This window comes from Mesorhizobium sp. RCAM 05104, from assembly GCF_059683645.1.
This window is the reverse complement of the sequence record NZ_CM185033.1, coordinates 3,638,529-3,653,823: the sequence shown is the minus strand read 5'-3', so window position 1 is coordinate 3,653,823 and position 15,295 is coordinate 3,638,529. Positions and strand designations below refer to the sequence as shown.

Sequence of the window (15,295 nt, the reverse complement as noted above, 5' to 3'; positions counted from 1 at the left end):
TTTGACGCACGCGGCGGCGACCTTCCCGAAGGTGATGCACTTTACCCGCGAATAATCGATTTGGGGATACGTTTCCTAAAGGGTTTGCTGACAGTCTGGGCGTAAATCCGCAGTCACAAACAGGGACACCGATGCAAACTTCGTTTGGCACCGGTCAGGCAAACAGGGAGAGCACGGATCTGGCATTCACCGATCCGTTGACCGGGCTTGGCAACCATCGCCGCTTCTTCGACAAGGTCGATCGCCTGATCAGCGATCGTGCCGACGACCCGGCACCGTTCACCGTCGGGATTCTCGACCTTGACGGTTTCAAACCGATCAACGATCTGTTCGGCCACAAGGCCGGTGACGACATCCTGATCCAGGTCGCCATGCGGCTGCGCGCTTCGATGGATGGTCATTCGACGGTTTGCCGGATCGGCGCCGACGAATTCGCCTTCCTCTATCCGCTGGTGTTCAGCGAGGAAGCGGCGGCGGAAAAATCCCGCATGCTGATCGAGATCCTGTCGGCGCCCTACGATGTTGGCGAACGTACGGCGAGGCTCTCGGCCTCGGTCGGCTGCTCGTTGTTCTATTCCGGCGACGAGACCACCGAAATCCTCGTCAACAAGGCCGAGACGGCGCTCTACCACGCCAAGCGTTCCGGCCGTGGCCGGGTCGTCGTCTACACCCGCGAGATGGAAGAAGCGGCCAAGCGCGTCACCCGCATCGAACAGGCGCTGCGCCGCGCCGTCTCCGCCGGTGAGGTGGAGCCGCATTTCCAGCCCATCGTCGACCTCAACACCCGCCGCACCGTCGGCTTCGAGACGCTGGCGCGCTGGACCGATCGCGACCTCGGCTCGGTGCCGCCGACGGTCTTCATTCCCATCGCCGAGGAGCGCGGCATCATCGGCCCGCTGTCGCAGCTGGTGCTGCGCAAGGCGACCGAGGCGGCCAGAAGCTGGCCGAAGGACTTGTTCCTGTCCTTCAACCTGTCGCCCTCGCAACTCGTCGACCAGAACACCGGCCTGCATATACTGGCGATCCTTGAGCGCACCGGCTTCGATCCGCGCCGGCTGGAAATCGAGATCACCGAGACCGGCCTGATGAACGACCCTGCCTCGGCCGAGAAGATCGTCGAGGATTTGCGCCGCGTCGGCATCCGCGTTTCGCTCGACGACTTCGGCACCGGGCAGTCCTCGCTCGGCCGCTTGCGCGAATTCCATTTCGACAAGCTCAAGATCGATCGCGCCTTCGTCTCCTCCATTCTCGATGACCGTCCCTCGGAACACATCATTCGCGCCATTCTCGCCATGTGCGAGGGGCTCGGCATGGATGTCGTGGCGGAGGGCATCGAGCAGGAAGCGCAGGCCGACCGCCTCGTCCAGTTCGGCTGCGCCGGCGGGCAAGGCTATCTGTTCGGCAAGCCGGTCGATGCCGACGCCACGCTCGGCTATCTCCGTGATTCCTTCCGCGGCGCCTCGCGCGCCAAGGCGGTCTGACCGCCGATATCGACGCCGCCGGCAAGCCTGCCGATAGCGCTGTGCGCGTCCAGCGCGGCGCATTGTCGTTTTGTCTGACATAAGCCCGCCAATCCGGCTTTTCGCCCTTGCCCGCACGACGTGTCTGGCTAGGATGCGCGCCGGTCCGACTACCGCGCCGCGCGTCCTTCAGGACGCGCAAGCGACGCAGTAGCAGGTGATGTTGCGCATGGTCCCTTTCCGGAAATCGGTCCGATTTTCGGTCATGCGCTGGGAGAGAACAGATGATGCCATCGGCGCATTTTGCCGACCTCAAGGAAGCCTCGGTGCTGATCACCGGCGGCGGCTCTGGAATTGGCGCGGCACTGACCGAGGGTTTTGTGCGCCAGGGCGCCAATGTCGCCTTCATCGACATCGCCGATGGCCCAAGCACGGCCCTTGCCGACCGCATCGAAAAAGAGTTCCGCCGCCGGCCGCTCTATCTCAAGACCGACCTGCGGGATGTCGCGGCCCTGCGGGCGTCGGCGGCGAGGGCGGCTGAGGCGCATGGCGATGTCACCGTGCTGATCAACAATGCCGCGTGGGACGAGCGCCACGCCGTCGAGGACGTGACGGTCGAATTCTGGGACAACAACCAGGCGATCAATCTGCGGCCGCATTTCTTCACCGCGCAAGCGGTGGCGCCGGGCATGAAGCGGGCCGGCGGCGGCTCGATCATCAATTTCACCTCGACATCCTACCTCATCAACCATCCCGACATGCCGGCCTACACAGCCGCCAAGGCCGGTATCCTCGGCTTGACCAAGGGGCTGGCCGGCAAGCTCGGCGTGGACGGCATTCGCGTCAACGCCATCGCGCCCGGCTGGGTGATCACCGAGCGGCAGAAGGAACTCTGGGTGACCGAACAGGCGCTTGCCGCCCATGTCGCCAAGCAGTGCATCAAGCAGGTGATGCAGCCGGACGACATCGTCGGCACGGCGCTGTTCCTGGCCTCGGACGCTTCGCGCATGCTGACCGCGCAGATGCTGATCGTCGATGGAGGTTTTCTGTGAGCCCAGCCAGCAACGCGCCGGCGGTAGCCGCCGTCGACTGGGGCACGACCCGCATGCGGGTCTGGCTAGTCGACAAGGACGGCAAGGTTCTTGCCGAACGCCGTGGCGACGATGGCCTGATCACCGCGCAGCAGAAAGGCTTTTCGACCCTTCTCGAAGGGCACTTGGTGACGATGGGGGCACCCGATGCGCTGCCCGTCATCATCTGCGGCATGGCCGGCTCCCGCCAAGGCTGGCTGGAGGCGCCCTATGTCAGCGTGCCTTCACCGATCGGTGCCATCCTCGGGGGTGCTGCTCTTGTGCTCGGCCAGAACCGCGACATCCGCATCGTGCCGGGCCTCGCCCAGCGTCTGGCCGATGCCCCCGACGTCATGCGCGGCGAGGAAACGCAGCTTGCCGGCGCCGGCCTGCCGGCCAAGGGACGCCAACTGGTCTGCATGCCCGGCACCCATTCGAAATGGGTTCTGGTCGAGGATGGCGCCGTTGCCGGTTTCGGCACCTGGCCGACAGGTGAGCTGTTCTCGGTGCTTGCCGCGCACTCGATCCTGCGCCATTCGCTGGGCGAACATCCGAAGCCGGTCACTGCGGACAATCCGTTCTTCCGCCGCTGGTGCGAAACCGCATTGGCGGAAGGCGGGGATGTCACCTCGCGGCTGTTTTCCATCCGCGCCGCCGGCCTGCTCCAGGACCTGAAGCCTGACGATGCCGCCGCTTGCCTGTCCGGCCTTTTGATCGGCGGCGAGATCGCCTCGGCCAGGCGCCGCCACGGCGCAGGCGCGGCATCGGTCGTGCTGGTCGCCTCCGGCGCGCTTGCAGCGCTCTACCAGGCGGCACTCGGCCTTGCCGGACTCGGCGTGCGCACCGTCGACGCCGACGAGGCGGTGCGTGCCGGGCTCGTCGAAGCCGCGCGCGAAAACGGCATGATCGCCAGAACCGGAGTTGCCCGATGAGCCAGACCGCAGCCTTTCCCAAGCTCAAGCGCGGACTGGTCGCCATCCTGCGCGGCCTCAAGCCCACCGAGGCGGTCGCGATCGCCCAGGCGCTGTTCGACGCCGGCATCGAGGCGATCGAAGTGCCGTTGAATTCGCCCGAGCCTTTTGTCTCGATCGCGGGCATTGTCGAGGCGCTTCCAAGGACGGCGTTGGTCGGCGCGGGCACGGTGCTGACCGCAGCCGATGTCGATGGCTTGCACAAGGCCGGCGGGCGGCTCTTGGTCAGCCCCAACATCGATGCAGAAGTGATGGCGCGCGCGATGCACCACGGCATGGTCACGATGCCCGGCGTGTTCACGCCCACCGAGGCCTTCCAGGCGATCCGGCTCGGCGCCTCGGCGCTGAAATTCTTCCCCGCCAGCGTGCTCGGCGCGGCAGGCATTTCCGCGATCCGGGCGGTGCTGCCGGCGCGGACATTGGTCGGCGCTGTCGGCGGCGTTTCGGAAAAGGACTTTGCCGGCTACAAGGCGGTGGGCGTGACGGTCTTCGGCCTCGGCTCCAGCCTGTTCAAGCCGGGCATGAGCGTCGACGAGGTGGCCGCGCGCGCGCATGCCGCCGTCGCGGCCTGGGATGCGGTGTTCGGAGAAGCATGATGAGCGAAGCGATCGTTTCCGTTTTTTCCGACCACGTGTGCCAGCTCGGCGAAGGGCCGAGCTACGATCCTGCCACCGGTACGCTCTACTGGTTCGACATCGTCAACGGCCAGCTCCTCGAAAAAGCCGGGGCGGGCGGTGCGTTGAAAATCCACGAGCTTGGCCAGATGGCGAGCGCCATCGCCATCATCGACGAGCAGCGCCAGCTGATCGCCACCGAGACCGGGCTCCATGTCCGCGACGTCGCCACCGGCAAGCTGACGCTGCACACGCCGATCGAGGCCGACAATCCGCTCACCCGTTCCAACGATTCCCGCGTCCATCCCTGCGGTGCCCTGTGGACCGGCACGATGGGCAAGAAAGAGGAAAAGGGCGCCGGTTCCATCTACTGGTTCTTCAAGGGCGAGCTGCGCCGCCTGTTTTCGGACATCACCGTCTCGAATTCGATCTGTTTCTCCGGGGATGGCGCGCTCGCCTATTACACCGACACCTCGACCGGGCTGTTGATGCGCGTCGCCTGTGATCCGGCGACCGGCCTGCCTGCCGGCGAACCGACTGTGTTCGTCGATCACCGCTCGTCCAAGGGCTATGTCGACGGATCGGTCGTCGATCGCGACGGCGTGCTGTGGAACGCCGTCTGGGGTGGCAAGGTGGTCAAGGCCTACGCCCCTGACGGCACGTTGCTGCGCTCGGTCGCCATGCCGGTGACGCAGCCATCCTGTCCGGCCTTCGTCGGCAAGAACGCCGATCGGCTGGCGGTCACATCCGCCTGGTCGGGCAAGGACGAGAAGCAGCGCCAGCTCGACCCGCAGGCGGGCATGACCTTCCTGCTCGACATCCCCGTCAACGGCCGCTTCGAGCCACGCGTGCTGATCGCCTGAGCGGGCGATCGGCGCCCTCGGTTTCCGCTGCTGTCACGCAGGCGTCTGGCCTGGGTCGGTTTCGCGAAAGCCGTTTGCGTCGGCCATGCGATGGTAGGTGATCGTAGCGCCGGGAATCGTTCGTTTCATGTCGAGCCGCAAGCCAAAACTGATCCTTGTCCATGAGCCGGAGAAGGCCTGCTTCGACCGCCTCATCGCGGAGGGCCATGCGCCGGAGCGCGCCGCCGAGATCGCCTCCTACCTGGCGCAGTCGACCGACCTTGCACGCGAGTTCGACGCGCTTGCCGCCGCTTGCCTGGCGCGCGGCCTGTCTTTCACACCCGTCGCGCTCGACGATGCCGCTGCGGCGCTCGCCGGCGAGAATCCCGGCACCACGATGGTCTGGACGCTGACCGACGGCGTCGCCTATTTCCGTGGCGGTGCCGCACCGGCTCTGGCGAGACTGGGCGGCTTCAAGACGATCGGCGCCGACGATGCGCTGTTCGCCCTCTGCCAGGACAAGTTCCGCTCCGGCGCCGTGCTTGGCGTGCTGGGCCTGCCGGTGCCGCAGGCCGGTTTGGCGCGAAACGGGGAATGGCTGGTCGAGCCGCCGGCGTCGCCCGCCGGCTGGTTCGTCAAGCCCAACCGGCTGGGCGCCAAGATCGGCATCTGGCCGGATTCGCGCACCAGTGATCTCGGCCACGCACTGGAACTCAGCCGCCGGGTGTTTTCGGCCTATCGCGATGATGTCGTCGTCCAGCCTTATGTCGCCGGCCGCAATGTGCGCGCGAGTTTTCTTGGGCTGACACCGGAAGTCGGCGTCGAAGCGCTTGGCATCGCCTTTGTCGATTCCGGCGGCGATTTCCAGACCATGGCGGACAGCCTCGCGCTCTATGGTGAAACCGGCGAAGCGGCGAAGGCGGCGGGATATTATGCCGAACCGGAACTCGTCCCGGTCGGCGACGGCCAGCCAATCGCCGACGCCAGGATCCGGGCGATCGCCGAGCGGCTGATGAATGGGCTCGGCTTGCGCGACGTGTTCTCCATCGATCTCAGGGTCGAGGCCGACAACACCGTCCACCTCATCGAGTTCGAGGTCTGCCCCGGCCTGCCTTGCTTCGATTTCCGAGCCTATTGCCGCCAGCAATGGGGCCTGAGCCTTGCCGACGCCATGGCAGAAACCGCCGCGAACCGGCTCTTGTCCTAGTCTAGACTCCTTCGACCAGCACGATCTCGCCGTCGGCGACCTTCTGGCGGATGGCGACGGCGCGCTGATACTCCGGCGAGTGATAGCAGTCGTGCGCCGCGGCAAGCGACGGAAACTCGATGATGACGTTGCGGGCGCGGCCAGGCCCCTCGGCCTTTTCATGCGCGCCGCCGCGCGCCAGGAATTTCGCATCGAAGCGGTCGAAGGCGAGCTTCGCGGCGGCGACATAGTCCTTGTAGCCTTCGGCGTCGCGCACATCGACGCGGGCGATCCAGTATCCCTTGGGCATGGTTTTTCTCCGAGTTTATTCCTGGGAAATCAGGCCGAGCGCATTTCATCGAGGATGGCTTCGGCCGCTTCGCGTCTGTTGGCGGCAGCGACGATCGGCCGGCCGACGACGAGGTGGCTGGAGCCGTTCCGGATCGCTTGTGCCGGCGTCACCACGCGCTTCTGGTCGCCATGGTCGCTGCCCGCGGGCCGTATGCCCGGCGTCACCACCGCCATGTCGGGCCCGGCGATCCGGCGCACCGCCTCCGCTTCTTCGGCCGAGCAGACGATGCCGCCCATGCCGGCGTGCAGCGCCTGTTCCGAGCGCCGCAGCACCAGCGTATGCGGGTCGTATTCATAGCCCGCGTCGATCACGTCCTGCTCGTCCATCGAGGTCAGCACGCTGACGGCAAGCAGGCAAAGGTCGCTGCCACGCGCTGCTTCCACCGCCGCGCGCATCGCCTTCGGGTAGGCGTGGATGGTCAGCATGGACATGCCCATCTTGACGATGTTCTCGACGCCCTTGGCCACCGTGTGGTCGATGTCGAGCAGCTTCATGTCGAGGAAGACCTTTGTCCCGCCGCTGGCCAGTTCCCTGGCGAAGTCCAACCCGCCGGCAAAGGCCAACTGATAGCCGATCTTGTAGAAGGAGACGACGCCGTCGAGTTCGCGCACCGCCTTCTCGGCTTCCTTCACGGTCGGCACGTCGAGGCCGACGATCAATCTTTCATGCATGGATTGGGGCCGCATGGTGTCGGCGATCACGCCTCGATCCGGGTGGACAGCAGGCGCGAGGTTTCGATCAGCGTGCGGCATAGATGCTCCATCGATTTGTACAGTCTTTCGTCGCGGAAATTGCCGTCCTCGTCGAAGGCGTCGCCACCTTCTGGCACCGAGCATTCCGGCGTCACCACCACCATCTGGCAACGCACCAGCACGGCGCGAAGATGGTTGATGCAGCGGATGCCGGCAAAGTGCCCGTTGGAAGACGAGCAGAGGCCAGCCACCTTGCCGGCAAGCGGCCTGACCGGCCGGCCGCCATCCTTGCGCACCTGGCTCACCCAGTCGATCGTGTTCTTGAGCAGTGGCGGGATGGAGCCGTTATATTCCGGCGTCGCAATCATCATGCCGTCATGGGCGGCAATCAGCCGGCCAAGTTTGACGGCGTTTTCAGGAACGCCCTTCTCCTTTTCGAGGTCCTCATCGAGGATCGGCAGCGGATAGTCGGCAAGCGAGATGCGGGTCACCTCGGCGCCCTGCACCGCAAGCTCCTTTTGCGCCACGTCGGCGGTCCTGCCGCTGTAGGCGCCGCTGCGCACCGAGCCGGCGAAGACGAGGATTTTCGGGATCACTGCCATTGGCCACCCTTGTTCCCGGACAGGTACAGCCAAGGTTCGAGCAAATCAACGCCAACTTCGTCATCCCTGGGTGAAGCAGGAGCGAAGCTCCGTCGCGGAGACCCTGGGATCCATGCCGCGACCTCAGCCGAAGAGTGTCGCGGAGCATAATTTTGCACCGTAGCGGCGCCCAGAAGTCGCGGCATGGATCCTCGGGTCTGCGCCGCGTCGCTACGCTCCTTGCTCCGCCCGTGGATGACGAAGTGATGGGCATTTATGCCAATCGCCAAGGTATTCGGTCAGCGCCAGCGATCCGCGAACGGCTCTGCACCCAGAAACTAATGCGCTTCGCGCCGGTAGATCCATAGCTGCGTCGGCGGGATGTTGCGGATGACGAAATGGAAATGCTCGACCGTATAGTCGCCGCGGCCGGGCGGGATCGGCGACATCGGGCCATAGGTCAGCTGCACGATCGGCCGGCCGGCCGGGATGCGGTCGAGCAGGCTCTCGATATAAGCGATGCGCTGGGCGACCGGAAAGTTGAGCAGCGGCACGCCGGAAACGACGGAATCGAAGATCATGCCGCTCTTGTCGCCAAGCGTGGCGTCGAGGTTGAAGGCATCGCCCTCGATGACGTTGACCGCGGGATAGAGCCCCCGCAGGTGGCGCACGAAATCCGTGTTGTATTCGACCGCGTACAGGCTTTCGGGGCGCACGCCCTGGGCCAGGATGGCACGGGTGATGACGCCGGTGCCGGGACCGACCTCGAGCACCGGCAGGCCGGATTTCGGATCGACGATCGAGGCCATCTTGCGGGCGGTGATCGAACTGGTCGGCACGATCGAGCCGACCGTCTTCGGCTTGTCGATCCAGCCCTTGAAGAATTTGAGCTCGTCGTCGAATTTTTCGGCAAGCGCCTTCCGGAGTCCGGGACCACGTGTCATGCAAGCTCTCCTCAGCGCTCCCCGCAAGCTACTTAGCACCTGGGTGACGCAAGGCAAGGCGCGGCCGTGCCGATGTCGTGGATAAGATAAGTTTCGTCGCCTCCCAAGGAGCGACTCGCCATACGGATTCGGGCGGCCGGCCTTGGCGTCTTGCCCTATGCATCACCGCTCGCCGAAGGATTCGAAGAAATCCTTCATGCGGGCGAAAAAGCCACTCGATTGCGGTGAATTGTCCTGCGAGGAGAGCTGTTCGAACTCCTCCAGCAGTTCGCGCTGGCGGCGGGAAAGGTTTTGCGGTGTCTCGACCGCGGTCTGGATGTAGAGGTCGCCGACATTGGGCTGGCGCAGCACCGGCATGCCCTTGCCCTTGAGGCGGAACTGGCGCCCGTTCTGGGTGCCTTCCGGCACCTTCACCTTGGTCTGGGTGCCGTCCAGTGTCGTCACCTCGAAGGAGCCGCCAAGGGCTGCCGTCGTCATCGAGATCGGCACCTTGCAGTACAGATCGGCGCCGTCGCGCTGGAAGAACTCGTGCGGCTTGACTGCCAGGAAAATGTAGAGGTCGCCCGAAGGGCCGCCGCGCAGGCCGGCCTCGCCCTCATTGGCAAGGCGGATGCGGGTGCCGTCCTCGATGCCGGCCGGAATGTTGACCGACAGCGAACGTTCCTCGGTGACGCGGCCTTGGCCGGCGCATTTCGGGCAGGGGTCCTTGATGGTCTGGCCGCGCCCCTGGCATTGCGGGCAGGTGCGCTCGATCGAGAAGAAGCCCTGCGTGGCGCGCACCTTGCCGTGGCCGTTGCACATCGAGCAGGTCACCGGCTGGGTGCCGGGCTTGGCGCCGCTGCCCGAGCACTCCGAGCACGAGATCGAGGCCGGCACGCGGATCTGCGCGGTCTTTCCCGCGAAGGCTTCCTCCAGCGAGATCTCCATATTGTAGCGCAGGTCGGCGCCGCGCTCGCGGCCGCCCGACGAGCGGCGCTGGCGTCCGCCCATCATGTCGCCGAAAATGTCCTCGAAGATGTCGGCGAAGCCACCGGCGCCAAAGCCCTGCGCGCCGCCATTCATGCCGCCCTGTTCGAAGGCCGCGTGACCGAAGCGGTCGTATGCCGCGCGCTTCTGCGGGTCCTTCAGCGTCTCGTAGGCTTCGTTGATTTCCTTGAACTTGTGCTCGCAGGAATGATCGCCGGGATTGCGATCGGGATGGAACTGCATGGCGAGCTTGCGAAAAGCGCTCTTCAGCTCCTTCTCGTCGGCGCCCTTCTGGACGCCCAGCGTCTCGTAGAAATCAGCTTTCATTTTTTCCCGCTGTCCGGATGCTCAACGTCTTGAAGCATTGTTGCGTCTTCTGCCGGCGCCGCCGTTCCGATTTAGGTGCGATGGAAGCGGGATGCCAGTGTCGACGCGGGTTTGCCCGCATTTTTTCGGCCGGCGCCGCTCTTTTTCTGCAAGGGGTTGCAAAAAAGCCCGGCTTTGCGCCGGGCTTTTCGCGTCACCTGCCGTCAAAACGGCTCAGGCGGACTTCTTCTTGTCGTCGTCTTCGTCGATTTCCTCGAAATCGGCATCGACGACGTCACTGTCCTTGGCGGCGTCCGCCTTGGCGTCGGCTTCCGCCGTTTCCTTCTGCGAGGCTTCGTACATGGCCTGGCCCAGCTTCATCGAAGCTTCGGCGAGCACCTGCGACTTGGCCTCGATCTCGGCCGCGTCATCGCCCTCGGCCGCGGTCTTCAGCGCCGAAATCGCGTCGGCAATCGCCGTGCGGTCGGCTTCCGAGACCTTGTCGCCATATTCCTTCAGCGACTTCTCCGAGGAATGCAGCATCGCTTCGGCCTGGTTGCGGGCCTCGACCAGCGCACGCCGCTTCTTGTCGCTCTCGGCATTGGCTTCGGCGTCCTTGACCATCTTCTCGATGTCGGCGTCCGAAAGACCACCCGATGCCTGGATGCGGATCTGGTGCTCCTTGCCGGTGCCCTTGTCCTTGGCCGAGACGTTGACGATGCCGTTGGCGTCGATGTCGAAGGTGACCTCGATCTGCGGCACCCCGCGCGGGGCCGGCGGGATGCCGACCAGGTCGAACTGGCCGAGCGCCTTGTTGTCGGCGGCCATCTCGCGCTCACCCTGGAAGACCCGGATGGTCACGGCCGACTGTGAATCCTCGGCCGTCGAGAACACCTGGCTCTTCTTGGTCGGGATCGTCGTGTTGCGCTCGATCAGCCGCGTGAACACGCCACCCAGCGTCTCGATGCCGAGCGACAGCGGCGTCACGTCGAGCAGAAGCACGTCCTTGACGTCCCCCTGCAACACGCCGGCCTGGATGGCGGCGCCGAGTGCGACGACCTCATCCGGGTTGACGCCCTTGTGGGGCTCCTTGCCGAAGAACTGCTTCACGATTTCCTGGATCTTGGGCATGCGGGTCATGCCGCCGACCAGGACGACCTCGTCGATCTCGCCAGCCTTCAGGCCGGCATCCTTGAGCGCCGCCTTGCAGGGGTCGATGGTACGCTGGACGAGATCCTCGACCAGGCTTTCGAACTTGGCGCGGGTCAGCTTCAGCGTCAGGTGCTTGGGCCCGGTCGCGTCGGCGGTGATGAAGGGCAGGTTGATCTCGGTCTGCGTCGTCGACGACAGCTCGATCTTGGCCTTTTCAGCCGCCTCCTTGAGGCGCTGCAAGGCAAGCTTGTCGTTCTTCAGGTCGATGCCCTGTTCCTTCTTGAACTCGGCCGCCAGATATTCGACCAGGCGCATGTCGAAATCCTCGCCGCCGAGGAAGGTGTCGCCATTGGTCGACTTCACCTCGAACACGCCGTCGCCGATCTCGAGCACCGAAATGTCGAACGTGCCGCCGCCAAGGTCATACACGGCGATAGTCTTGCCATCCTTCTTGTCGAGGCCGTAGGCAAGCGCTGCCGCGGTCGGCTCGTTGATGATGCGCAGCACTTCAAGGCCGGCGATCTTGCCGGCGTCCTTGGTCGCTTGGCGCTGGGCGTCGTTGAAATAGGCCGGAACGGTGATGACCGCCTTCTCGACCTTCTCGCCGAGATAGGCTTCCGCCGTTTCCTTCATCTTCTGCAGGATCATGGCCGAGATCTGGCTGGGCGACTGCTTCTTGCCGCCGGCCTCGACCCAGGCATCGCCATTGTCGCCCTTGACGATCTTGTAGGGGACAAGCTTCTTGTCCTTCTCCGTCACCGGATCGTCATAGCGGCGGCCGATCAGGCGCTTGACCGCGAAGATGGTGTTTTCAGGATTGGTGACCGCCTGGCGCTTGGCCGGCTGGCCGACCAGACGTTCGCCGTCGCTGCTGATGGCGACGATGGAAGGCGTCGTGCGCGCGCCTTCCGCATTCTCGATCACCTTCGGCTCCTTGCCATCCATGATGGCGATACAGGAGTTGGTGGTGCCTAGATCGATACCGATTACTTTTGCCATTTTTCTAGTCTCTCCGCTAAGCAGGCTCTCAGGACCCGTACAGGCGTTCCGATGAAAGCCCCTGTTCACAAGAAATTCCGTTCCGGCTACCGGCATTCCGGCGCAGAACGGCTTGGCGCGTATATAAGAACAGGCAGTGCCGCGCGCAAGCATTCTGCGCAACGCTTCCACCATCCTTGCTGGCTGGCGGGAAACGGCTTAACTATGCATCATGCATAGGATTGTCGCCCGCGGAATATGGTGATGACCGGGGATTTGGAAAAGCTACGCCTGGAAAACATCCTTGGCGCCATGAGCCTCGCTCTCGTCGACAAGATGGAGAAGGCGTTCGGCACGGAGACCGGTCTCGGCCCGAGCGCCGTCGCCGCGGTCATCCAGATCGGCTCGAACCCGGGCCTGTCGATCGAGACTCTCCGGCGCTTCATCGCCTTGACGCATTCCGCGACCGTCAGGCTGGTCGATCATCTGGTCGAACAAGGGCTGGTGCTGCGCGGCGAAGGGATCGAGGGCGACCGCAGATCGAAGGCGCTGCGCCTCACCGACAAGGGCGATGACGTCTTCGGCCGCAATCTGGCGGCACGGCGCGGTGTCATCGAGCGCGCCGTTGGCGCGCTCGATCCCGAGGAGACGCGCAACCTGGGCAAGCTGGTCGAAAAACTCCTGCCGGCGCTGGTCGACATGGGCGACGACCAGAATGTCGTCTGCCGGGTCTGCGACGAAGCCGCCTGCGTGCGCGAGCGCTGCCCGATCAGCCATATGGGCTGATCCGGCGGGCAGCTCTCATCACGGCAGGCTTCCCACCGCAATCCGCGCCAGCTCCGGCGCGAGCCGCTCAACCGTTGCCCGGAACACCGTGCCGGAGCCTGATCGGTGAACCTTTCCGCCTCCGCCCGCGACTGACATCCAGGCGCCGCATGGTGCGGCCCGGAAAGGAAGCCCCCATGACCAGCAACCCAGAGGCTCTGCGGTCTCCGGGAACAACAGGAGCTCAGCGCGACCACCGTTTCAGGGACGGGGTCGATGCGCTGGGCTTTCCGCTGATTCCGTTGACCCTGCGTAAGAGCAGGCGTATCGTGACCAAGAGGAAAGCAGACAATTCGATCAGGGAAGAACGAGCCGGACCGCCGCGCCCTGCCCTGATTTGCGCGGCAAAACCGGACGTTTCTCCCGTGGCTAACGGGGGTAGCTTCATGTCTCGCGTCCGCGGCACGTTCGTGTCTTCTTTTGACTATGGACTGAGCCGCGCCGGACGGGCAGGCGGAGGCCTGCTGGCGCTGGCACTCACCGCCGGCCTTTGGCTGGGCGGCACCGCCCAGGCGCAGGAGACCCAGATCATCTATCCCGGCTCGATGGCGGTGACCGGGTTCTCCGGCACCATCATTCCGAATTTCGACGAGGGCCTGCCGCCCGGCGTCGATCCCGTCGACGAGACCTTCATCGATACAACGCGCGCCACCTTGCGCGTCTTCGACGTTTCGCACCTCGGCGGGCCAGCCTCGGGCCAGCTCGTCTTCACGCCGCCGCCCTTCGAGGTGACGGCCGGCCAGATCGGTCAGGTGTTCGGCGTCACCTATGATGACGGCGTGCGCGACGGCATCCCGTCCGGCATCCCCAATCTCTATGCCGGCGCCACCTCGCTGCACGGCATCCGCATCGTCACGCCTGACGCCGACGATGACGGAAGGCCGGAGCGGCAGCGCCGTGGCATGGCTGCTGCCACCTTCATGGACGGCCAACTCGGCACCGAAAACGGTGGCGGGCCGGGCACCATCTGGAAAATCGACGGCATCACCGGCCAGGTCTCCAAATTCGCCGACATCGACACCAACAGCGGTCCGGGCATCGGCAACATCACCTTCGATGCCACCCATCGCCAGTTCTTCGCGTCCGACCTCGACACCGGCCTGATCCATCGCATCGACGCCAACGGCGAGCTGATCGACAACTTTGACCATGGCGTTGCCGGGCGCCCGGCGCATGGGCTGGCTCCGGTCGCCGATGATGGCGCGGTGATGGACATCCACGGTGCTGCCTTCGACAGCGAAGACCCCGACAGCTGGGGCTACACGCAGGACGAACGCCGCGTCTGGGCGGTCTCCTATCATGGCGGCCGGGTCTACTATTCGGTCGGCGAAAAGTCGGAAATCTGGTCGGTGGGCATTGCCCGCGACGGCACCTTTGCCGGCGACCCGCGCTGGGAACTGACGGTCAAGGCCGACAAGGACTACGCCGTCACCGACATCGCCTTCGACAACAGCGGCTTCATGTACCTGGCCCAGCGCGGCCCGGTCGAGAACCGCTACGACTACAGCCAGTTCGCCGATTCCGGCAAGGGCGAGGTCATCCGCTACTGGCGTGAAAACCCGGACGATCCGGCAACGGAATCGGTCTGGGTGGAAGTGCCGCAGGAGTATGCCGTCGGCTTCCCGCAGACCAACCGGCAGTCGGCCGGCGGTCTCGACCTGCAATATGGCTACGACGCGGAGGGCAATCTCGACACCTCGGTCTGCACCCAGACGCTGGTCAACACCGGCGACAAGCTGCGCGACAATCCGGCCCTTGCCGAACAGCTCGCCGCCGGCGGGCCGCTCGCCGTGCATGGCGTGCAGATCACGCCCAGGGAACTGGTCAAGCCGGCCAACGTGCCGCCCTTTGGCTCCTGGTTCGTCGACTTCGACGGCTATTTCGAGGACCCCGAGGTCGAGGGCCATGTCGGCGACGTTGCCGTCTGGCACCCTTGCGAGGGCCGCGCCGGCTATTATGAAGAAATCCCGGGAGGCTACCTGCCCCCCTTCTATCCGCCGGACTTCCCACCGCCCGGCAATCTGCCTCCCTGTCTCGATGTGGAGGACGTCCAGTATTTCTGCACGCCTTCCGGCCTCGAGGCCGATCTCTATCTCCATGACCATGCCGGCTTCGGCGGCGATTCGATCAAGGCCCAGTCCAGGACGCCAGGCGTCGGGGTGACCACCCCGCAGTCGCATGCGCCCGGCAAGCCCTACACGATCGGCATCACCGGCCACTATCCGGGCGACACTGTCGATGTTGGGCTCTGCTTCTACAGGAAGTCCGACAAGGACAAGGGTGGCTACTACCCTTGCTGCAAGATGACTTTGCCGCTCAGAACCCCAGCCGTCAGCTGCGAACGTTGAGGAGGGAA

14 protein-coding genes are annotated in these 15,295 nt (G+C 64.9%); 8 read left to right on the top strand and 6 right to left on the bottom strand.

Annotation, left to right across the window (positions count from 1 at the left end):
- Window positions 1-131 precede the first annotated feature (131 nt).
- From AC56QP_RS17865 to AC56QP_RS17840, 6 genes are all read left to right on the top strand, one after another.
- The gene (locus AC56QP_RS17865) at window positions 132-1,481 is read left to right on the top strand and encodes a putative bifunctional diguanylate cyclase/phosphodiesterase (RefSeq protein ID WP_489858748.1); all 1,350 of its coding nucleotides are present in this window, start codon (window positions 132-134) and stop codon (window positions 1,479-1,481) included.
- 263 nt (window positions 1,482-1,744) lie between these two features.
- The gene (locus tag AC56QP_RS17860) at window positions 1,745-2,512 is read left to right on the top strand and encodes an SDR family NAD(P)-dependent oxidoreductase (RefSeq protein WP_489858749.1); all 768 of its coding nucleotides are present in this window, start codon (window positions 1,745-1,747) and stop codon (window positions 2,510-2,512) included.
- Window positions 2,509-3,462, top strand: coding sequence for a 2-dehydro-3-deoxygalactonokinase (locus tag AC56QP_RS17855; RefSeq protein WP_489858750.1), 954 nt, complete (start codon window positions 2,509-2,511; stop codon window positions 3,460-3,462). The genes AC56QP_RS17860 and AC56QP_RS17855 overlap by 4 nt, the downstream gene beginning before the upstream one ends.
- Complete coding sequence (locus AC56QP_RS17850) at window positions 3,459-4,097, top strand: 2-dehydro-3-deoxy-6-phosphogalactonate aldolase (RefSeq protein WP_489858751.1); 639 nt, start codon at window positions 3,459-3,461, stop codon at window positions 4,095-4,097. Before AC56QP_RS17855 ends, AC56QP_RS17850 begins: the two co-directional genes overlap by 4 nt.
- Window positions 4,097-4,978 carry an SMP-30/gluconolactonase/LRE family protein gene (locus AC56QP_RS17845; protein ID WP_489858752.1) on the top strand — a complete coding sequence of 294 codons (882 nt, stop codon included), beginning with the start codon at window positions 4,097-4,099 and terminating at the stop codon, window positions 4,976-4,978. The genes AC56QP_RS17850 and AC56QP_RS17845 overlap by 1 nt, the downstream gene beginning before the upstream one ends.
- A gap of 127 nt (window positions 4,979-5,105) precedes the next feature.
- Window positions 5,106-6,164 carry a D-alanine--D-alanine ligase family protein gene (locus AC56QP_RS17840; RefSeq protein ID WP_489858753.1) on the top strand — a complete coding sequence of 353 codons (1,059 nt, stop codon included), beginning with the start codon at window positions 5,106-5,108 and terminating at the stop codon, window positions 6,162-6,164.
- A gap of 1 nt (window position 6,165) precedes the next feature.
- Here AC56QP_RS17840 and AC56QP_RS17835 read toward each other — a convergent pair whose 3' ends face one another.
- The 6 genes from AC56QP_RS17835 to dnaK form a co-directional block, all read right to left on the bottom strand.
- Window positions 6,166-6,453, bottom strand: a complete 288-nt coding sequence (locus tag AC56QP_RS17835; RefSeq protein ID WP_256754171.1) for a DUF1330 domain-containing protein — start codon at window positions 6,451-6,453, stop codon at window positions 6,166-6,168.
- Window positions 6,454-6,482: 29 nt separating this feature from the next.
- Complete coding sequence (gene pyrF, locus AC56QP_RS17830; protein WP_489863570.1) at window positions 6,483-7,181, bottom strand: orotidine-5'-phosphate decarboxylase; 699 nt, start codon at window positions 7,179-7,181, stop codon at window positions 6,483-6,485.
- 11 nt (window positions 7,182-7,192) lie between these two features.
- A complete protein-coding gene (locus AC56QP_RS17825; RefSeq protein ID WP_489858754.1) occupies window positions 7,193-7,789 on the bottom strand; it encodes an NADPH-dependent FMN reductase in 597 nt (198 codons plus the stop codon).
- A 317-nt stretch (window positions 7,790-8,106) separates the two neighbouring features.
- On the bottom strand, window positions 8,107-8,712 hold the full coding sequence (gene pmtA / locus AC56QP_RS17820) for a phospholipid N-methyltransferase PmtA (RefSeq protein ID WP_256754168.1): 606 nt from the start codon (window positions 8,710-8,712) through the stop codon (window positions 8,107-8,109).
- Between the two features lie 162 nt (window positions 8,713-8,874).
- Entirely contained in the window at window positions 8,875-10,005 is a 1,131-nt protein-coding gene (gene dnaJ / locus AC56QP_RS17815) for a molecular chaperone DnaJ (protein ID WP_023765366.1), read from the bottom strand.
- 213 nt (window positions 10,006-10,218) lie between these two features.
- Entirely contained in the window at window positions 10,219-12,135 is a 1,917-nt protein-coding gene (gene dnaK, locus AC56QP_RS17810) for a molecular chaperone DnaK (RefSeq protein WP_489858755.1), read from the bottom strand.
- Window positions 12,136-12,378: 243 nt separating this feature from the next.
- Between dnaK and AC56QP_RS17805 the strand changes: the two genes are divergently transcribed.
- Both AC56QP_RS17805 and AC56QP_RS17800 read left to right on the top strand, forming a co-directional pair.
- Window positions 12,379-12,900, top strand: coding sequence for a MarR family winged helix-turn-helix transcriptional regulator (locus tag AC56QP_RS17805; protein WP_489858756.1), 522 nt, complete (start codon window positions 12,379-12,381; stop codon window positions 12,898-12,900).
- Between the two features lie 149 nt (window positions 12,901-13,049).
- Entirely contained in the window at window positions 13,050-15,287 is a 2,238-nt protein-coding gene (locus AC56QP_RS17800) for a hypothetical protein (protein WP_497100414.1), read from the top strand.
- The last annotated feature ends 8 nt before the right edge of the window (window positions 15,288-15,295 follow it).